The sequence below is a fragment of the Flavobacterium sp. YJ01 genome (assembly GCF_029320955.1).
Taxonomy (GTDB): Bacteria; Bacteroidota; Bacteroidia; order Flavobacteriales; family Flavobacteriaceae; genus Flavobacterium.
Window position 1 is genome coordinate 4,104,472 of record NZ_CP119757.1, and the last position, 19,278, is coordinate 4,123,749.

At 33.3% G+C, this 19,278-nt stretch carries 17 protein-coding genes; 15 read left to right on the plus strand and 2 right to left on the minus strand.

Annotated elements, in window-relative coordinates; genetic code table 11:
• Positions 1-81: 81 nt before the first annotated feature.
• The 4 genes from P0R33_RS18110 to P0R33_RS18125 all read left to right on the plus strand — a co-directional run bounded on the left by P0R33_RS18110 (position 82) and on the right by P0R33_RS18125 (position 4,069).
• Positions 82-1,428, plus strand: a complete 1,347-nt coding sequence (locus P0R33_RS18110) for a cytochrome ubiquinol oxidase subunit I (protein WP_276172565.1) — start codon at positions 82-84, stop codon at positions 1,426-1,428.
• 2 nt (positions 1,429-1,430) lie between these two features.
• Entirely contained in the window at positions 1,431-2,507 is a 1,077-nt protein-coding gene (cydB, locus tag P0R33_RS18115; RefSeq protein WP_276172566.1) for a cytochrome d ubiquinol oxidase subunit II, read from the plus strand.
• Positions 2,508-3,050: 543 nt separating this feature from the next.
• Positions 3,051-3,455 (plus strand): hypothetical protein, encoded by a 405-nt coding sequence (locus P0R33_RS18120; RefSeq protein WP_276172567.1) that lies wholly within the window; start codon positions 3,051-3,053, stop codon positions 3,453-3,455.
• A 227-nt stretch (positions 3,456-3,682) separates the two neighbouring features.
• The gene (locus tag P0R33_RS18125; RefSeq protein WP_276172568.1) at positions 3,683-4,069 is read left to right on the plus strand and encodes a helix-turn-helix transcriptional regulator; all 387 of its coding nucleotides are present in this window, start codon (positions 3,683-3,685) and stop codon (positions 4,067-4,069) included.
• A 131-nt stretch (positions 4,070-4,200) separates the two neighbouring features.
• On the opposite strand, the gene P0R33_RS18130 is transcribed toward P0R33_RS18125, so the two are convergent.
• On the minus strand, positions 4,201-4,986 hold the full coding sequence (locus P0R33_RS18130) for a sulfite exporter TauE/SafE family protein (RefSeq protein ID WP_276172569.1): 786 nt from the start codon (positions 4,984-4,986) through the stop codon (positions 4,201-4,203).
• A 259-nt stretch (positions 4,987-5,245) separates the two neighbouring features.
• Complete coding sequence (locus tag P0R33_RS18135) at positions 5,246-5,872, minus strand: Crp/Fnr family transcriptional regulator (protein WP_229349345.1); 627 nt, start codon at positions 5,870-5,872, stop codon at positions 5,246-5,248.
• A gap of 351 nt (positions 5,873-6,223) precedes the next feature.
• Here P0R33_RS18135 and P0R33_RS18140 point away from each other — a divergent pair, with 351 nt between their 5' ends.
• The 11 genes from P0R33_RS18140 (at position 6,224) to tssD (ending at position 19,275) form a co-directional block, all read left to right on the plus strand.
• Complete coding sequence (locus P0R33_RS18140; protein ID WP_229349347.1) at positions 6,224-6,535, plus strand: rhodanese-like domain-containing protein; 312 nt, start codon at positions 6,224-6,226, stop codon at positions 6,533-6,535.
• Positions 6,536-6,608: 73 nt separating this feature from the next.
• On the plus strand, positions 6,609-8,189 hold the full coding sequence (locus P0R33_RS18145) for an NADP-dependent glyceraldehyde-3-phosphate dehydrogenase (protein ID WP_276172570.1): 1,581 nt from the start codon (positions 6,609-6,611) through the stop codon (positions 8,187-8,189).
• A 294-nt stretch (positions 8,190-8,483) separates the two neighbouring features.
• Positions 8,484-10,361, plus strand: coding sequence for a M1 family metallopeptidase (locus tag P0R33_RS18150; protein WP_276172571.1), 1,878 nt, complete (start codon positions 8,484-8,486; stop codon positions 10,359-10,361).
• Positions 10,362-10,367: 6 nt separating this feature from the next.
• Positions 10,368-10,760, plus strand: a complete 393-nt coding sequence (locus P0R33_RS18155; protein ID WP_276172572.1) for an ACT domain-containing protein — start codon at positions 10,368-10,370, stop codon at positions 10,758-10,760.
• Positions 10,761-10,903: 143 nt separating this feature from the next.
• Complete coding sequence (locus tag P0R33_RS18160; RefSeq protein ID WP_276172573.1) at positions 10,904-11,518, plus strand: hypothetical protein; 615 nt, start codon at positions 10,904-10,906, stop codon at positions 11,516-11,518.
• Positions 11,519-11,635: 117 nt separating this feature from the next.
• Positions 11,636-12,040, plus strand: a complete 405-nt coding sequence (locus tag P0R33_RS18165; protein WP_276172574.1) for a GNAT family N-acetyltransferase — start codon at positions 11,636-11,638, stop codon at positions 12,038-12,040.
• 153 nt (positions 12,041-12,193) lie between these two features.
• On the plus strand, positions 12,194-12,577 hold the full coding sequence (locus P0R33_RS18170; protein ID WP_276172575.1) for a hypothetical protein: 384 nt from the start codon (positions 12,194-12,196) through the stop codon (positions 12,575-12,577).
• Between the two features lie 179 nt (positions 12,578-12,756).
• A complete protein-coding gene (locus tag P0R33_RS18175; protein ID WP_276172576.1) occupies positions 12,757-13,839 on the plus strand; it encodes an efflux RND transporter periplasmic adaptor subunit in 1,083 nt (360 codons plus the stop codon).
• A 106-nt stretch (positions 13,840-13,945) separates the two neighbouring features.
• Positions 13,946-17,113 carry an efflux RND transporter permease subunit gene (locus tag P0R33_RS18180; protein ID WP_276172577.1) on the plus strand — a complete coding sequence of 1,056 codons (3,168 nt, stop codon included), beginning with the start codon at positions 13,946-13,948 and terminating at the stop codon, positions 17,111-17,113.
• Complete coding sequence (locus tag P0R33_RS18185; protein WP_276172578.1) at positions 17,106-18,554, plus strand: TolC family protein; 1,449 nt, start codon at positions 17,106-17,108, stop codon at positions 18,552-18,554. Before P0R33_RS18180 ends, P0R33_RS18185 begins: the two co-directional genes overlap by 8 nt.
• 328 nt (positions 18,555-18,882) lie before the next feature.
• Positions 18,883-19,275, plus strand: a complete 393-nt coding sequence (gene tssD / locus P0R33_RS18190; protein WP_276172579.1) for a type VI secretion system tube protein TssD — start codon at positions 18,883-18,885, stop codon at positions 19,273-19,275.
• Positions 19,276-19,278 lie beyond the last annotated feature (3 nt).

Below are 19,278 nucleotides of genomic sequence, written 5' to 3' on the forward strand. Positions count from 1 at the left end.
AAGCGATAAACTTTTTTTAAAGAACGTTAATTCGGGTTCTAATGGTTAAATTTGTGGAACTTCATAAACAAATTACCACTTATGGAAGAAATGCTCTTTTATGATCGAATGCAATTCGCCTTCACCATTACTTTTCATTATCTTTTTCCACAACTTACAATGGGGCTTTCGCTGATCATTGTTTATTTTAAATGGAAATTTCTCAAAACTAAAGACGAAACATACAATCACGCCACCCATTTTTGGATGAAGATCTTCGCTCTCAATTTTGCAATGGGAGTTGTAACCGGAATTCCGATGGAGTTTCAATTCGGAACCAATTGGGCAAAGTTCTCTGAATTAACTGGCGGAATCATTGGGCAGACGCTCGCCATGGAAGGAATGTTTTCTTTCTTTCTCGAATCGTCTTTCTTAGGAATATTTTTGTTTGGAGAAAAACTTCTTGGTCATAAATGGCATTTTGTAACCGGATTGTTAATTATGATTGGTTCTTGGGCCAGCGGATTTTTAATCATTGCAACACATTCATGGATGCAGAATCCTGTTGGTTATGAAATCTTAGAAAACGGAAAATTTGTACTGACTAATTTTCAAGCTTTATTTTTAAATCCGTGGCTTTGGCCTTCATATCTGCATAATCAAGCAGCTTCTTTGGTAACAAGTTCTTTTGTCGTTGCCGGAATTGGAGCTTTTTATATTTTAAGCAAAAAGAATGTTTCTTTTGGAAAATTGTTTCTTAAGACAGGCGTAATTTTCGGATTGATTTCAAGTGTTGTAGTTGCCGTTCCAACGGGAGATTTAGCAGCTAAAAACGTTGTGAAATATCAGCCAGTGACTTTTGCTGCAATGGAAGGGATTTTTCATACCGAAAAGAAAGGTTCAGAGATTGTCTTAATCGGTCAGCCCGACGTAAAAGACAAAAAACTAGATAATAAAATCGCTGTTCCAAATATTCTAAGTTTCTTGACTTACGGAAACTGGGATCAGGAAATAAAAGGTTTAGATCAGTTTGAAGAAGATCTTCATCCGACTAATATTTCAGGATTGTATTATGCCTATCATATTATGGTCGGACTTGGAACCGTTTTTATTGGCTTAATGGCGCTTTCTCTTTTTCAACTAATTAGAGGGAAATTATTCGAAACAAAATGGCTTTTATGGTCATTAATGTTCATGATGCCATTTCCGTATATTGCCAACACAACGGGCTGGTACACGGCAGAATTAGGAAGACAGCCTTGGTTGGTTTATAATTTATTAAGAACTTCTGCTGGAGCTTCGCCAACAGTTTCTTCAGGAAATACCTTATTTACATTGTTAGGTTTTATTGGTTTATACCTTTTACTGGGAATGTTGTTTTTACTTTTAGTTGGAAAAATTATCAATAAAGGACCGCACAATGTGGAACTTTCAACAGAAAAAATATAAAGATGGAATTTTTTTGGTACGTAGTTTTAATGGGAATTCTAGCGGTTTATCTGGTTTTAGACGGCTACGATTTTGGTGCAGGAATTATTCATTTATTTTTTGCAGATACAGAAAAAGATAAAAAAGCAATTACTAGCGCTATTGGTCCGTTTTGGGATGCCAATGAAGTTTGGCTGATTGCGGCTGGCGGAGTTTTATTTTTCGCTTTTCCAACTTTATATGCTTCTTCTTTTAGCGGATTTTATTTGCCTTTGATTATGATTTTATGGCTTTTGATTTTTCGTGCGATCGGATTGGAAATGCGTGGGCAAGTGCACAATCAGATGTGGGAAAGTATTTGGGATAAAGCTTTCGGAATCGCAAGTTTGCTTTTGGCTTTGTTTTTCGGAATTGCTCTCGGAAATATTGTTCGTGGTGTAAATCTCGGAATGGTTCAAAACGGAGTTTCTACGCAAGAACCGCATTTTTTCTTTTTGCCTTTATGGAATCCGACTTTTAGTCCGCAAGCAAATGAATTGGGAATTATCGATTGGTTTACACTTTTCTTAGGAATTGTAAGTGTTGTGGCTTTGACTATTCACGGCGCAAACTGGATTATTTATAAAACGAATTCAGCTTTGAATCCGAAATTGAAAAAAGTTGTTTTTGCCTTGAATATTGTTTTGCTGGTTTTAGTTTGTATTTCGTTGCAGATTTGGCATTTTATTGAACCAAAACCATTTCACAATTTTGTTGAAAATCCTATTTTATGGTTTTTTCCGTTAATGACTTTTGTTGGAATTTTAGGTTTGTTTAAAGTACGTTCGTTTAAAAAAGATGGTCATGGATTTGTGTTTTCAACTTTGTTTTTATTGGGAGGATTTGCTTCAACAGCAGTTTCGATTTTTCCAAATGTTTTGCCTTCAACCAATAAAGTGAATCCGTCATTAACGATTTACAACACCGCCGCTCACGAATACGGATTGAACGCTGGATTAAGCTGGTTTTTTATCGCTTTATTTCTGGTTATTATTTATTTTATTATTCAATATCGTGTTTTTAGCGGAAAAATGGATGATATTGGATATGGCGAACATTGATTTTTTTCGTTGACACGACTCGAGCAATAGCGGACATACTAAGCAATTGTACGAATTAATATTTTATTCAAACAATATGAATTGCCTCCAGCTTTAACTGGAGGTTTTTTATTTGATTTTCAAAAGGCTTTAGCCAAATTATAAGTTTATTTATATAAATTTGCTCACTTCCAGTTAGAACTGGAGGAAATTCATTGAAATTAAGAAAAAAGGTTACTTCGTATCAGATTCGCGTTAGGGATAGAAGCGGTATCTCCCGATTTAGAAAAACAGGCTTTTTAGCCGTAGTTTTTGTTAATCGGGAATTTAGCGGATAGCCCGGCCGTAGGAAACGCCCAAAAAATATCCTAAATAAGGAAACTTTATAAGCGTAATTGTTTATTAAAGATTTAATTACAACCAATAGTTATATTCTATAATTTTTATTGTAAGAAAAAAAATAAGTTAATGCTTAATATTGCGTATCTAAGAATTTTTCCCCCTAAAGAATTTTTAGATATTGATTTTTACTAAAAGCTTAAATCTTTTTTACCTACAAATTATATGCCCTTAACTATTTTACCCAACAAGATTAGATTTTCTTATAAATCTAAAAATTGGCAGTACGATTTTGACGAAATTAAAGAAATTGGACTGCTCAAAAAAAGAAAAAAATATTTTCTTGAAAATGCCGCTTTTGCTGTCGTAACAGCGGTAACTTATTATTGTATGATATTTTCTGATATAATGGATTTATATTATATCATTCCGGCGCTTTTATGCTACACGCTTATCATAACTGTTAGATTTAGTGATCCGACAGAATTTGTGTATTTCATTTTTGTGAAAGATATTTATCACAAAGAAATAAAAACTAAAATTGAATCAAAAGATCGCGCTTTGGTTGGAAAACAAATAGAATACTATTTAGACCTTCAGTTCGAAAGAAATATTCAAAAAACAGCTTAAATTAAATAGAATGTTTGTATTTGATATTTCCCATTATGATTTAGTAGTCATAATGGTAGCTTTGATTTATGGTTATTTTATAACCAAAAGAAAAAAATTAACGAAACGCTAAGTCATATATTGTAATTTATGAAGTAGCTTTAGAATACCAAAAATATGTATAGTTATGCTATTAATGAGTTTAGTAGCGGGCTGTTTTGACTATACGGACCCCAAATATCGAAATTATGGCCGCAACGATTAAAAACAAAATAAAAAATATTAGAGAGTTAAAAAATTACACTCAAGAGTATATGGCAGAAAGATTAGGCGTAACGCAGGCAGGTTACAGCAAAATTGAAAAAGGAAAAACTTCTCTGAGTTATGAAAAGCTGGTTGAAATTGGAAGAATTTTAGATGTCAGCGTAGAAGATATTATTAGTTTTGATTACGATAAATACTTTAATAATTTCAATAAGATAACAGGAAATAATAACGGAAGTATTTTAATTAACGCAGATAATTCATCGGCATTAAAAGAGCTTTACGAAGACAAAATACAGTTGTTAGAAAAACTTCTCAATATCACCGAAAACGAATTAGAGCGCTATAAAGATAAGTTTGGAGAAATTTAGAAGTCATAAAATTAGTTTCATCTTTGTCAAAGTGTAAAACTTTGACAAAGATTACTCTACAAGTAAAAACTAAATTCAAAATATAAATTAAAATCGACAAAGATCTGCACGACCAGTGTGATGCGTTTATTCTAAAACAAAATTTCTTTGGTAATTATATAAAATCCCATAACGAGAACAAACCAGCCGAAAAGAGGTTTTAGTTTTGTTCCGTCTATTTTTTTAGAAAGCTGACTTCCAATCAACATTCCGATTAAAGCCATTGCAGAAACGCTTAATAAGAAAGTGTAATTTATAGATGTTCCGATGTATAAATCGCCCGCAAAACCTATTGAGGAATTAATGGTAATAATTAATAATGAAGTTCCAACGGCCTGTTTCATTGGCAAATTGGCGAAAAAAAGCAAGGCTGGAATAATTAAAAATCCGCCACCAGCGCCAAGAAAACCCGTTACAATTCCGACCAAAAATCCAATAAAACTTAATTGCAAATAATTGGTTTCAGTATTTTTTATTTCAGGCTGATTTTTTTTAATCATCGAAATTGCTGCAGTAATCATCAACACAGAAAAGATAATCATAATTAGAAAATCTTTGGATACCGAATAAGATGCAACACAAAATAAGGTTTTTGCAATTTGAGGAAAAATTACTTCGCGAATTATTAGAATTGAAATAATTGAAGGAATCGCAAAATAAAGTGCCGATTTCAATTTCAGATTTCCCATTTTATAATGGCTGTAACTTCCAAAAAGAGCGGTAAGTCCAACAATAAAAAGAGAATAAGAAGTTGCCTGATCTGGATTTACTTTAAACAAATAAACCAAAATTGGAATAGTTAAAATAGAACCGCCTCCGCCAATTAAGCCAAGTGAAATTCCGATTATGATTGCAGCAAAAAAGCCTAAATATTCCATTGCATTTATTTTAATGCAAAGTTGCTTCGGAAATTAGGATTCTACAGTAACATTTATCACAGAAGATTTTTTTTTCGCCACGAATTCACGAATTATTGTGTCACATTGAGCGAAGTCGAAATGCTTTGCGGGGCTTCGACTTCGCTCAGCCTGACAACAGGAAATATTTTTGCCACAGATTAAAAGGATTATATGGATTTTTCTATTCTTAATAAAAAGAAATCCTAATAATCCTTTTAATCTGTGGCAGAAAAAAAAACTATTTCAATAACTCAATCTGGTTTCGGTTGAGTTTGACCAGTCCGCGCTGTTCCATTTTTTTGAGTAATCTAGAAACCACTTCGCGAGAAGTATTCAATTCGGTTGCAATTTCCTGATGCGAGAGATTTACTTCAGAACAACCACAGGCATCAGAATGCCTTTTTAAGTAAAATTCCAATCGTTCGTCCATAGAGCGGAAAGCGATATTATCGACCACTTCTAGAACTTCTTCAAAACGGCTTCTGTAGGTTTCAATTACAAATTCGTACCAAGATCTGTGTTCCATCATCCATTTATCCATTGATTGTAGCGGAATCATCATTACAGAAACATCTTCGACCACTTTTGCCATAATCTGACTTTTCTCGCTTTTAACTGTGCAAATCATCGAAATTGCGCAAGCTTGACCTGGCTGTAAATAATACAATAAAAACTCGCCGCCATCTTCTCCTTCACGATAAATCTTGATTTTACCTTTGGTAATCAAAGCTGTATTTTTAATATACTGCCCAGTGCGCATTAAAATAGTTCCTGCTTCAAAATCTTGAAGTGTTCCATTTTTTTCTATGGTTTCGATAAGTTCGTTGGAGAAATTTGGAAAGATGTTTTTTAATGAATTTTGCATGGACTTTGTTTTTTAGCCATGAATTGCTCAAATCAATTTGTGGAAATTTGTGTAATTCGTGGCAGAGTATTTTATCAAAAAGAAATCAAAAGCTATGATTGATTGCAAAGATAATAGATTGAAATGGGATTAATTATCAGAAAATTAGATTTCATATCAATTTTATGTAAATGAAAAAATCCTATTTTCTATCGATTTTGTGGACTGAATTTTTAAAAATAGTAACTAAATTTGTAATTCACTGATTATAATTGTTTCTCTAAAACGTTTTCTGAGAATAATAATCGAAATCGCATTTGGTACGTTTTTTATATATAGAAACGTCGTAATTTTACAAAAACACATTTTATTATGAATTTATCACAAGAAGATTGGGTTGCTCAGTTAAACGCTGACGAAAATGCAGTAATACTTGACGTAAGAACTGAAGACGAATTTAATGATGGCTACATTGAGAATGCTCTAAATATTGATATCAATAAAGGGCAAGGTTTTATTTATGAAATTGAAGAATTAGATAAAAATAAAAATTATTACGTATACTGTCGTTCTGGAGCAAGAAGTGCAAAAGCATGCCAGGTTATGAACGAACTGGGTATACAAAACGCTTACAATTTGCTTGGAGGAATCCTGGATTGGGAAGGCGAAACAGTACAACCATAAAAGAAGAAGAGGCATACAAAAGCCTCTTTTTTCTTTTGAAAATAGAATTACCAGACCATTAAATAACCAAACTATGAGTTTTATACCAGAAGAATATCAGATTAATACGCTGATAAATCAAGATACTTATCTTGTAAACGGAGAATTGAAACAATGGACAGGGCAAACCACACCTGTGTTTTCTACTATTTCTTCAACAGAGAAATATTCTCCAACCTTATTAGGATCTATTCCTTTTATGGCAGAAAAAGAAGCGGCAGAAGTTGTAGAAGCTGCTACCAATGCGTACGATATGGGGCAAGGTTTATGGCCAACTATGAAAGTTGTCGATCGTATTAAAAGCATGGAAAATTTTGTGAGACAAATGAAAGAAACTCGCGAAGAAGTGGTAAAATACTTGATGTGGGAAATCGGAAAATCATTAGGAGATTCACAAAAAGAATTCGACAGAACAGTAGAATACATTTACGATACTATTGCCAGTTATAAAGAATTAAACGGACGCAGCTCGCATTTTGAAAAAGTGCAAGGTGTAAATGCTATGATTCGTCGTGGACCTCTTGGTGTTGTTTTGTGTCTTGGTCCTTATAATTACCCATTAAACGAGACTTTTTCATTGTTGATTCCGGCTTTAATTATGGGAAATACAGTGATTTTTAAACCTGCCAAACATGGTGTTTTATGTATTTCGCCATTATTGGAAGCTTTTAGAAGCAGTTTTCCAAAAGGTGTAATTAATATCGTTTATGGAAGAGGGCGAGAAGTGGCGTCTCCAATCATGAAATCTGGAAAAATTGATGTTTTGGCATTAATTGGAAACAGTAAATCGGCGATTGCTTTACAAGATCAGCATCCGAACAAAAACAGATTGCGTTTGATTTTAGGTTTAGAGGCTAAAAATCCAGCGATTATTCTTCCAGATGCCGATTTAGATTTGGCAATTCAAGAATGCATTACAGGAAGTTTGTCTTTTAACGGTCAGCGTTGTACGGCATTAAAAGTATTATATGTTCACGAATCGATTAGAGAAGAATTCAACAAACGTTTTGCTGAAAAAGTAGATGGTTTAGTTTTCGGAAATCCGTGGGAAAAAGGAGTTTCTTTAACACCACTTCCTGAAACGGAAAAACCAAGTTATATTCAAGGATTAATTGATGATGCAACTTCTAAAGGAGCAGAAATCATTAATGAAAAAGGAGGAAAACATACTGATAATTATATTTTTCCAGCCGTTTTGTATCCGGTAAATAAAGAAATGCGTGTGTATCACGAAGAGCAGTTCGGGCCAGTTGTTCCTGTTCTTTCATTCAAAGATATTAAAGAGCCTTTGAAAGATATGGCAGAATCAAACTACGGACAACAAGTAAGTTTGTTTGGAAAAGATATTAAAACTTTGGCTCCGCTTATTGATGCTTTGGTGAATTTAGTTTGTAGAGTAAACCTCAACAGTTCTTGCCAAAGAGGACCAGACGCTTTCCCTTTTACAGGAAGAAAAGATTCTGCCGTAGGAACTTTGAGTATTCCAGATGCTTTGCGTTCTTTCTCAATCCGTACGTTTGTAGCTTCAAAAGATATCGATTATAATAATCAGATTCTGCAAGAATTGCTAAACAGCAAAGAATCAAACTTTATTAATACCGATTATATTTTGTAATAATTCAAGTTATATATTAATTGTAGATGCCGTCTGTTACTTTTTGTAGCGGGCGGTTTTTTTGTTCTAAGATGCGAAGGTTCTGAGAGGCTGAGGTTCTAAGTTTTTTTTTGAGGGACAAAGTAACAAAGTAACAAAGGTTCAGAGTTTCAGAGCTTTGTTTAGCTATCAACTAAAAACCAACAACCATCAACAATTAATAATTCACAATTAATAACTAAATTTGTAACATTCGTAAAAAAAAATCCACTAATACGATATCAAAAATTAATTTAAAATATCTAAGAGCTACTTATGGAAAAGAAATTATTGCAATTTGCAGTACTCGCATTTGTTCTTTTTACTCAAAATATCTTTGCACAGGATCTTTACATGCCACGAAATATAAAAGAGGCTTATGCAAACGGAACGCGTTCTAAAGACGGTAAACCAGGAAAAAACTACTGGCAGAATCGTGGAAAATATAACATGGAAATCTCAGTTGATCCGAAAACGAGATTAGTAAGCGGAACTGAAACCATTATTTATGAAAATAATAGTCAAGATACGCTTCGAAATTTAGCAATTCGTTTTGTAAATAATCTTCATAAACCATCGTCACCGCGCGGAAGCGAAGTAAGCGACGATTTTTTAAGCGACGGATTGACAATTACTTCATTAAAAATAGAAAATGAAGTTTATAAAGAGAATGCCAGAAAATGGGGAACTGTTGGAACTGTGAAATTGAAAAAAGCAATTTTACCGCATTCTAAAATTACTTTAAATATAGAATGGAATTATCCTTTATCGAAAGAGAGCGGGAGAGAAGGACAGATTGATGAAACGACTTTTTTTGTAGCTTACAGTTATCCTCGTGTGTCGGTTTACGATGATTATAATGGTTGGGATAAATTGCCTCATACAGATCGTCAAGAATTTTATAATGATTTTAATGATTATGTTTTTTCTGTAAAAGCGCCTAGAAATTATGTCGTTTATGCAACTGGAGATTTATTAAATCCAGATGAGGTTTTACAGCCAGAATTTGCTTCACGTTTAAAAAAATCATATTCTACAGATGAAATTTTGCATATCGCAAACGAACAAGAAATGAAAAGCGGCATCGTAACCAAACAATACGACTGGAATGTTTGGAAATTTGAAGCTAAAAATATTTCAGATGTTTGTTTTGGTTTAAGCGATCATTATTTATGGGACGCAAGTAGCGTTATTGTAGATAAAAAAACAAATCGTCGCGCAAGTGTTCAAGCGGCTTACAATGTGACTGGAACAGATTTCGTGAATTCAGTAAAAAACAATCAATATGCATTAGATTGGTTTTCTAACAATTGGCCTGGAGTTCCTTATCCGTTTTCTAAAATGACTGCTTTTCAGGGTTTTGCCGATATGGAATATCCAATGATGTGTAACGATTCGCAAATGGGTGATCCAGTTTTTGCACAATTGGTACAAGATCATGAAGTGGCGCATACTTATTTTCCTTTTTATATGGGAATTAATGAAACGCGTTACGCTTTTATGGACGAAGGTTGGGCAACAAATTTCGAATATTTAATCGGAATTGCTGAGCATGGAAAAGAGGCTGCAGATAAGTTTTATAAAGATTTTAGAGTAAAAAAATATATTTCAGATCGATCTACAGAACAAGATCAGCCTATTATTTCGATGTCTACGCAGGTTTCTGGAGCAGGTTACGGAAATAATTCATACGGAAAAGCTTCTCTTTCGTATTTGGCTTTAAAAGATTTGTTGGGAGATGATTTGTTCAAAAAAGCATTGCATTATTACATGGATACATGGAATGGAAAACATCCGATTCCATGGGATTATTTTAACTCTTTTAATACCTCAACAGGGAAAAACTTAAATTGGTTTTTCCATAATTGGTTTTTTACAAACAACTATTTAGATCTTGCAGTTAAAAGTGTTTCTGCTGATAATAAGACTATTATTGTAGAAAATATTGGTGGCTTTGCTATTCCTTTTGATGTTAATATTACTTATGCAGATAATTCAAAAGTAACATTACATCAAACACCTACAATTTGGGAAAAGAACCAAAAAACAGCCAAAATTGTTTTGAAAAATGGAAAGAAAATCAAGCAGATAGAACTTGATGGAGGTATTTTTATGGATGCAACTCCAAATAACAATATCTTATCTGTAAAATAATTTAAAATGTCGGGAGAAAAAGATTTACAGCAATTGCTAAAAAGCATGAAACCTGAATTGAATTCTGGGGATTATGTTTTTTGTAAAGTAGAAAATCTTAAAGATATAGATCTTGATAAAATTGAAATGTTCTTTAAAGAAAAAGAAGCAATTACTTTAATTCTTAAAAAAGAAATTGCCGATTCTTTGCACTTAGATTATTCTGTTATAATGTCTTGGATAACACTTACAGTGCATTCATCATTAGAAGCAATTGGGTTGACAGCGGCATTTTCTAAAGCACTTTCGGAAAACGAAATAAGCTGTAATGTTGTAGCGGCTTATTATCACGATCATATTTTTGTAAATAAAAAAGATGCAGAAAAAGCGATAGAAATCCTGAATTTATTTTCGAATTAATAACATTTTGCGCTAAAATAAAAAGAGAATCTAATATATTGGATTCTCTTTTTATTTTTAATTGTTTTAAATATTTAAAAAAAAGTAGGAAAGTTTATTCAAAAAAAGTAGGTTTGCAAATAAACTAAACTAACACCATTTTAATGAAAAAAACATTTCCCCTAATCGTTTTTTTGATTACTCTAAAATTTTTCGGACAGAATGATCAAAAAGCAGTGTTTCAGAAAAGCAAATACGAATTGGCTGTGTCCTACTACAAAAAAGCTGAGTTCGTAAAAGCTATTGACCTATTTTCTCTGGCAGCAAAAATTAAACCTGAAAATGAAATTGGTCAAGAAGCCATAAAAAAGGTAGACACACTAAAAGAAGTTTTAAGAAAAGAAATTCTTGATAACGCAATCGGAACTTGGAAAAAATCTGGAAATAATCCAGTTTGGGCAAGTACCTCAACAAATACAAATGTACAATCTGATTTTGATGAAATTATTGAAATTACCCAAAATGAAATTGCTTTTTATTCCCTAAATAAAAAAACAAAAGAAAAAAAACTTCTCAGAAAAGAAGACTTAATTTATAACGATAAAAGCGATGTAGTTTCTTTATTTTCAGAAATAATACTTTCAGACGGAACAATCTGGAACTGTAGCATTAACGAAAAGGCAAATGTTTTACATGTCATTAACGTTGCTGTAACAACCGACGATGGAATCGAAAAAATAAAAATGGATAACGAAGAAAGTTACTACGTTAAAATATAAAAAAGGGAATCATTAGATTCCCTTTTTTTTTGAGTATTAAAAGAGCCAAATATTATCTGGACTTTTCAATTCACGACGAAATATTTTATTTTTGACGAAACTTGAAATCAATTGTAAATGGAAATTAAAGCAATTAAAGCATCAGATACTTGGCAGATAAGACATGAAGTAATGTGGCCAAATCAGCCTTTTGAATTTGTGCAGCTGGAAGAAGATAATTTTGGACTTCATTATGGTGTTTTCGAAAATGATACTTTAGTTTCTATTGTTTCATGTTTTATTTCGAATGAAGAAATGCAATTTAGAAAATTAGCAACTTTAGATTCTTATCAAGGAAAAGGAATTGCCTCTCAATTATTAAAATACATTTTTGCGTTAGCTCAAGAAAAAAAACTTAAAAAAGTTTGGTGCAATGCGAGAAAAGAAAAGAAAAAATTCTACGAAAAGTTTGGTATGATCGATACAGAGAATGTTTTTACCAAAGCCGGGCAAGAATTTACAGTTATGGAAAAGATTCTGTAAGTTGTTGTCTTTTAGTGTTGTGTGTTGTTTTTGATGCTTTTAAATGATTCTTTTTGTTTTGTTTCGATAGAAAACGTTTTCGTTTGATATTCAATGTTAAGACTTTCTTATTTTATTTTTTTTATTCTAATCTTTTATTACTTTCGCACCCAAATGAGAAAGTTAATAGTATTTTTAGTATTCATGAATATGCTTCTGTTCGGCGGAGGCCAATATCTTAATGCAAATACTTTTGGCTTACCTCAACACCATAATCTTGAAAAGAAACATCGAGTTAAGTTTACTAATCATGAACGTGGATCTTCTACCATCGAAGATGCTACTGATATTGATCTTGAAGAAGATCTTCTAGGAAATGATGATGTTGATGGACTTACGAATAAAATTTTTGCGGCTTCTTACAGCTTAGTAGACGATTTGTATCTGGCTCTTTCAGATCAATCTGCTGCAAAAGATTCCAATCGTTTTAAAATTTCTACGCCTTTCTTTGGGCATTCAAATCCTTTATACATTACTCAACAAGTATTAAGAATTTGATTTTAAAGTATACATCGGTTACCTGAGTTTTGATCTCTGCGTATCTTGCTGTTGTATATTTTTTCTACTTCCGCTTATATGACTTTTAAGGTCTGGGCTACGGCTGACTGATGCATTTTAACATCCAAAAGGAATTTTTATTCCAAAAGCATTCATAAGCTTAATTTCCAAACTAAATCATGAAAAAAATCATTGTTCTCTCAGGCTTAATTGCCTTGGTGTGCTTGACTAGTTGTACATCTAAAAAAGAAGAAAAAGAAGAAGTTGAAAAATTTACGGTTACTAATCCCGTTAAAATCGATACTTCATTCACAAAAGAATATGTTTCACAAATAAAATCTGTGCGAAATATTGAATTACGCGCACAAGAAAAAGGTTTTCTACAAAATATTTATGTTGATGAAGGACAGTTTGTAAAAAAAGGACAGCTGTTGTTTAAAATCATGCCAAACATGTATCAGTCTGAATTGCTTAAAGCGCAGGCAGAACAAAAATCGGCAGAAATCGAATTGCAGAATTCAAAATTATTAGCTGATAAAAATATCGTTTCTAAAAACGAATTAAGTGTTGCTCAAGCCAAACTGCAATCTGCAAGAGCAGAAGTATCATTAGCAAAACTTCATTTATCATTTACAGAAATTAGAGCTCCTTTTGACGGAACAATCGACAGAATTCCGTTGAAACTAGGAAGTTTAATTGATGAAGGCGAATTATTGACAAGTCTTTCAGACAACAGTCAGATGTTTGCTTATTTCAATGTTTCTGAGCCAGAATACATTAGCTATGAAACAAATATTAAAGATCGTGCTGACAATAAAGTGAATTTAGTTTTGGCTAATGGAGATATTTTTAAAGAGAAAGGAAATGTTGAAGTTATAGAAAGTGAATTCAATAACGAAACAGGAAATATCGCTTTTAGAGCAAGATTCCCAAATTCTGGAAAATTACTTAGAAACGGAGAAACTGGACAAGTTCAAATGAATGTTCCGTTGAAAAATGCAATTGTGATTCCACAAAAAGCAACTTACGAAATTCAAGATAAAAAGTATGTTTTCGTAGTAGGAAAAGACGATAAAGTAAGTTCAAGAGAAATTACCATTACTGGAGAAATTCCTGATTTATATGTGATTAAAAGCGGTATTTCTGAAAATGATAGAATTTTATTAGAAGGAGTTCAGAAAGTAAAAGAAAACGACAAAATCAAATATGATTACCAATCTCCAAAAGAGGTTATCAATCACTTACGTTTAAAAGCAGAATAGTTTTTTGTTCTAATAGTTTCAAGCTTCAGGTTTCAAGTTACATACTGAACCTGAAACCTGAAACATTTTAAACTTCAATAAGTTTAATCATTTAAAAAATATACAAATGTTTAATAAATTTATTCAAAGACCTGTTCTGTCGATTGTAATATCGCTGATAATTGTCTTTTTAGGGGTTTTGTCGGTATTGAATTTACCAATTACACAATTCCCTACAATTTCACCTCCAATGGTGAATGTTACAGCAGATTATCCTGGATCTAACGGTGAATTGATGGTTAAGGCGGTTGTTATTCCTTTGGAAAGAGCCTTAAACGGTGTTCCAGGAATGAAATATATGGCTTCTGATGCCGGAAACGATGGTGAAGCTACAATTAAAGTAGTTTTTAATTTAGGAACAGATCCTAATCAAGCTGCGGTAAACGTTCAGAATCGTGTGGCTTCGGTTACTAATAAACTTCCTCCTTTAGTAATTAGAGAAGGTATCAAGATTACTCGAGAAGTACCAAGTATGTTGATGTACGTGAATCTTTACAGTACAGACAAAAATACCGACATGAAGTTCTTATACAACTATGCCGATATCAACGTACTTTCTGAATTGAAAAGGGTAAATGGTATTGGTTCTGGAGATATCTTAGGAACACGTGAATATGCTATGCGTATTTGGTTGAAACCAGATCGTATGTTGGCTTATAAAATTTCTGCTGATGAGATTATGGAAGCATTATCTAGTCAGAGTTTGGAGGCTTCTCCAGGTAAAACAGGGGAAAGTTCTGGTAAACGTTCGCAAGCATTCGAATATGTATTGAAATATTCTGGTCGTTTTACAACAAAAGAACAATACGAGAATATCGTTGTAAAAGCAAATCCAAACGGAGAGCTTTTGAGATTGAAAGATGTTGCGAAAGTTGAATTTGGAAGCTCGATGTACGATATCTATTCTAATTTGAATGGAAGACCATCTGCGGCAATCGTATTGAAACAATCTTTTGGAAGTAACGCAAATCAGGTTATTGAAGAAGTAAAAGCAAAACTGGAAAAAATCAAACAGAGATTTCCAAAAGGAATGGATTATGAAATTTCGTATGACGTTTCTAAATTCCTTGACGCTTCTATCGAAAAAGTAATTCACACGCTTGTTGAAGCATTTATTCTGGTAGGTTTAGTAGTTTTCCTTTTCTTAGGAGATTGGCGTTCTACAGTTATTCCAGCGATTGCGGTTCCAGTATCGTTAGTAGGAACATTTGTATTTATGACATTCTTCGATATTTCGTTGAACTTAATTACATTATTTGCTTTAGTATTAGCAATTGGAGTCGTCGTCGATGATGCGATTGTGGTTATCGAGGCCGTTCACGCCAAGATGGAAGAAGAACATCTGTCGCCATTTAAAGCAACTAAGAAAGCAATGCATGAAATCGCGGGGGCAATTATTGCAATTACCTTTCTTATGGCGGCAGTATTTATTCCGGTTGCGTTTATGTCTGGTCCTGTGGGAGTATTCTACAGACAGTTTTCTGTAACTATGGCAACTGCGATTATTCTTTCTGGTATTGTGGCTTTAACGTTGACACCAGCTCTTTGTGCGATGATGCTAAAAAACAATCACGGACAACCTAAAAAGCCAACACCAGCCAATAGATTTATTGATGCTTTCAACGAAAAATTCAATTTAGCGCAAGGTAAATACCAAAATTTATTGGGTAAAATCGTAAACAGAAGAGTCGTTACTGTTGTAGCGCTTCTTGTTTTCTGCGCTGGAACTTGGATTATCAGTAGTAATGTCCCTTCTGGATTTATTCCGAATGAGGATCAGGGAATGTTTTATGCCGTTATTCAGACACCTCCAGGTTCATCTTTAGAAAGAACAAATAATATTGCAGAGAGAGTTCAAAAAATTGCAGAAGAGATTGATGGCGTAAAATCAGTTTCGTCATTGGCGGGTTACGAGATTCTTTCTGAAGGTACGGGAGCAAACTCTGGTACTTGTTTGGTGAATCTTAAAGACTGGAACGACAGAAAAGAATCTGTAGTTGAGATTATGCACGAGATGGAGGAAAAATGTAAAGATATTACAGGTGCGAATATCGAATTTTTCCAACCGCCTGCTGTACCTGGATATGGTGCTGCTGGAGGATTTGAGCTTCGTTTATTAGATAAAACAGGTTCTGGAGATTATAAGAGAATGGAACAGGTAAATAATGATTTTGTTGCTGAATTAAATAAACAGCCAGAATTATCTAACGTATTTAGTTTCTACAGCTCTAGTTTCCCTCAATATATGATGAAAGTAGACAACGATTTGGCACAGCAAAAAGGAGTTTCAATCGAAAATGCAATGAACACTTTGTCAACTCTTGTTGGTAGTAATTACGAAATCAGTTTTATTAAATTCGGAATTAACTATAAAGTAATCGTTCAGGCTTCTCCAGAATATCGTGCACAGCCAGATGATATCTTGAAATTATATGTAAAAAATGATCGTGATGAAATGGTTCCTTATTCTGCTTTCATGAGATTAGAAAAAGTATATGGACTTTCAGAAATCACAAGACATAACATGTATACCTCAACGCAAATTAGTGGTTCGCCAGCAGCGGGTTACAGTTCTGGCACAGCGATTAAAGTAATTCAAGAAATTGCAGCAAAAAAATTACCAAGAGGTTATGATATTGACTGGGCAGGTATTTCTGCCGATGAGGTAGCGCAAGGTAATCAAGCTATTTGGGTATTCTTAATCTGTTTAGGATTCGTGTACTTAGTTTTAGCAGCGCAATACGAAAGTTTCATTTTGCCATTGTCTGTAATTTTCTCATTGCCAGCAGGTATTTTTGGAGCATTCCTTTTATTAAAAATTGCAGGATTAGAAAACAATATTTATGCTCAGGTTGCCATGGTAATGCTTATCGGATTATTAGGTAAAAACGCCGTACTGATTGTAGAGTTTGCAATACAAAGGCACGCAGCAGGAAGATTTGTTTTAGAGGCTGCAATGGAAGGTGCAAAAGCAAGGTTCCGTCCTATCTTGATGACTTCGTTTGCCTTTATCGCCGGATTAATTCCGCTTGTTTTTGCAAATGGTCCAGGTAAAATTGGTAATAGAACAATCGGAACTGCAGCAGCAGGAGGTATGCTTATAGGAACTATTTGTGGAGTATTCGTAATTCCGGGATTGTATTACATTTTTGCCAAAATTGCAGAACGATACAAATTGGTGAAACATGAAGAAGAAAATCCATTAACAGAAGAAATTGACAACAATCATGTATAAAATCAAATCATATCAATATAGTATTGCATTAGCTGTTTGTCTAACAGTTGCAGGGTGTAAAACCCCTGCACCTGAGGCAGCAATAACGCCATCTGCGCCAGTTCCAGAATCTTTTGGAATGGCTCAGACTCAGGATGCAAACAATAATACAGCAGCGTTAAACTGGAAAGATTACTTTAAAGATCAGAATCTAGTAGATTTAATAGATATTGCTCTTAAAAATAATCAGGAATTAAATATCACTTTACAAGAAATTGAAATTGCAAAGAATGATATTCGTGTTAGAAAAGGACTTTTGTTGCCAACAGTAGGCGTTCGCGCAGGCGCAGGAGTAGAAAAAGTAGGTAGATATACAAGCCAAGGTGCTGGTGATGCTTCTACTGAAATTAAACCAGGTAAAGAAATGCCAGATCCGCTTGGAGATTTTACCATTTCTGCCTACGCGAATTGGGAAGTAGATATCTGGAAAAAATTGCGTAATTCTAAAAAAGCAGCTTTAAACAGATATTTAGCTACGGTTGAAGGTAAAAACTTTGTAATTACAAACCTCATCGCAGAAGTTGCAGATTCTTATTACGAATTAATGGCTTTGGATAATCAATTGGATATTGTAAAACAAACTATCAAATTGCAGACTAACGCTTTAGAAATTGTAAAAGTTCAAAAACAAGCTGCAAGAGCAACGGAGTTAGGAGTTAAGAAATTTGAAGCAGAAGTTTTAACTTCACAAAGTCTAGAGTTTGATATTCTGCAACAGATAAAAGAGACAGAAAACAAAATAAACTTTTTGTTGGGTAGATATCCGCAAGAAATTAAAAGAACGAACAACAACAATTTCTTAAGCTTATTACCAGCTGTTGTAACGTCTGGAATTCCATCTCAATTGTTAGAAAATCGTCCAGATGTAAAACAAGCTGAATTAGAATTAGTCGCAGCAAAATTAGACGTAAAAGTAGCTCGTGCAGAGTTTTATCCATCATTAGATATTTCTGCTGCAATTGGAGTAAATGCGTTTAAGCCATCTTATTTGTTTACAATGCCAGAATCTCTTCTATATTCATTAGCTGGAGATCTTGTGGCGCCATTAATTAATAGAAACGCAATCAAAGCAGAATTTGCAAGTGCCAATGCTAGACAGCTTCAGGCATTATACAATTATGATCGTACGGTTTTAAACGCTTATTTAGAAGTTTCAAATCAATTGTCTAAGATTGATAATCTGCAAAAAGGTTACGATCTAAAATCGAAACAAGTTGATGCGTTAAATACTTCCATAGATGTTTCAAACGATTTGTTTAAATCGGCAAGAGTAGATTATTTTGAAGTTTTAATGACGCAAAGAGACGCATTAGAAGCAAAATTAGAATTAGTAGATACTAAAAAAGAGCAATTGAATGCTGCTGTCCATGTTTACAGAGACTTGGGCGGTGGATGGAAATAAAATTTGCCTGTTAATTTGTAGTGGAAAAGCCTTTTGGGAGTAAAATCCTGAAAGGCTTTTTTTGTAAGAAAAATATTTATATATTTGCAATTCACTGATCTGAAAAAGTGTCCTTAAACCTCGGGAGCTATTAGTAGCTTTCGGGGTTTTTTACGTTTTAAAATTTCTCTCCATTGTTAAAATATAGTATTTTTCTTATTTATTTTAAATTGTTTAATATATTTACATTACAATTATGTAATATTTTATCTACTTAAATGCCACTTCTCATTATTGATTAAGGTTATAAAATCTACAAAGACCTGTAAAGTAATCAATACCTGTAAATATGAGTTTTTTAGCAAAGTTAGAATTAGACAATGAAGTTTTTAATGTCTTAGAATTTGATGTCACTTTCAATCAGAGTGTAGACAATAATGGAAAACCTGCCAACAAAGTAAAAGGCGGTCAAATAAGAATTGTTGTCGAGAGTACACATACCGATTTATTTTCTGATTGGATGGTTTCGCACACAAGTACCAAAGATGGCAAAGTTATTTTCTATCGTCGTGATGCGATGAGCACCATGAAAAATGTAAGCTTTAAAAAAGCCTATTGTATTTCTTTTCAGAAACGTTTTCGAAACGAAGGTACAGTTCCTATGACTACAGAAATTTTAATTACCTCTAATGAAATAAAAGTAGGCAATACCTTATTTGAAAATAACTGGAAGAATTCTTAAATC

Coding starts and splice junctions, on each gene's coding strand:
- P0R33_RS18160 (WP_276172573.1), top strand. CDS start 10,904: ATGAAAAAAACATTTCCCCTAATCGTTTTTTTGATTACTCTAAAATTT.
- P0R33_RS18135 (WP_229349345.1), bottom strand. CDS start 5,872: ATGCAAAATTCATTAAAAAACATCTTTCCAAATTTCTCCAACGAACTT.
- tssD (WP_276172579.1), top strand. CDS start 18,883: ATGAGTTTTTTAGCAAAGTTAGAATTAGACAATGAAGTTTTTAATGTC.
- P0R33_RS18155 (WP_276172572.1), top strand. CDS start 10,368: ATGTCGGGAGAAAAAGATTTACAGCAATTGCTAAAAAGCATGAAACCT.
- P0R33_RS18165 (WP_276172574.1), top strand. CDS start 11,636: ATGGAAATTAAAGCAATTAAAGCATCAGATACTTGGCAGATAAGACAT.
- P0R33_RS18180 (WP_276172577.1), top strand. CDS start 13,946: ATGTTTAATAAATTTATTCAAAGACCTGTTCTGTCGATTGTAATATCG.
- P0R33_RS18140 (WP_229349347.1), top strand. CDS start 6,224: ATGAATTTATCACAAGAAGATTGGGTTGCTCAGTTAAACGCTGACGAA.
- cydB (WP_276172566.1), top strand. CDS start 1,431: ATGGAATTTTTTTGGTACGTAGTTTTAATGGGAATTCTAGCGGTTTAT.
- P0R33_RS18145 (WP_276172570.1), top strand. CDS start 6,609: ATGAGTTTTATACCAGAAGAATATCAGATTAATACGCTGATAAATCAA.
- P0R33_RS18185 (WP_276172578.1), top strand. CDS start 17,106: ATGTATAAAATCAAATCATATCAATATAGTATTGCATTAGCTGTTTGT.
- P0R33_RS18120 (WP_276172567.1), top strand. CDS start 3,051: ATGCCCTTAACTATTTTACCCAACAAGATTAGATTTTCTTATAAATCT.
- P0R33_RS18110 (WP_276172565.1), top strand. CDS start 82: ATGGAAGAAATGCTCTTTTATGATCGAATGCAATTCGCCTTCACCATT.
- P0R33_RS18170 (WP_276172575.1), top strand. CDS start 12,194: ATGAGAAAGTTAATAGTATTTTTAGTATTCATGAATATGCTTCTGTTC.
- P0R33_RS18175 (WP_276172576.1), top strand. CDS start 12,757: ATGAAAAAAATCATTGTTCTCTCAGGCTTAATTGCCTTGGTGTGCTTG.
- P0R33_RS18130 (WP_276172569.1), bottom strand. CDS start 4,986: ATGGAATATTTAGGCTTTTTTGCTGCAATCATAATCGGAATTTCACTT.
- P0R33_RS18150 (WP_276172571.1), top strand. CDS start 8,484: ATGGAAAAGAAATTATTGCAATTTGCAGTACTCGCATTTGTTCTTTTT.
- P0R33_RS18125 (WP_276172568.1), top strand. CDS start 3,683: ATGGCCGCAACGATTAAAAACAAAATAAAAAATATTAGAGAGTTAAAA.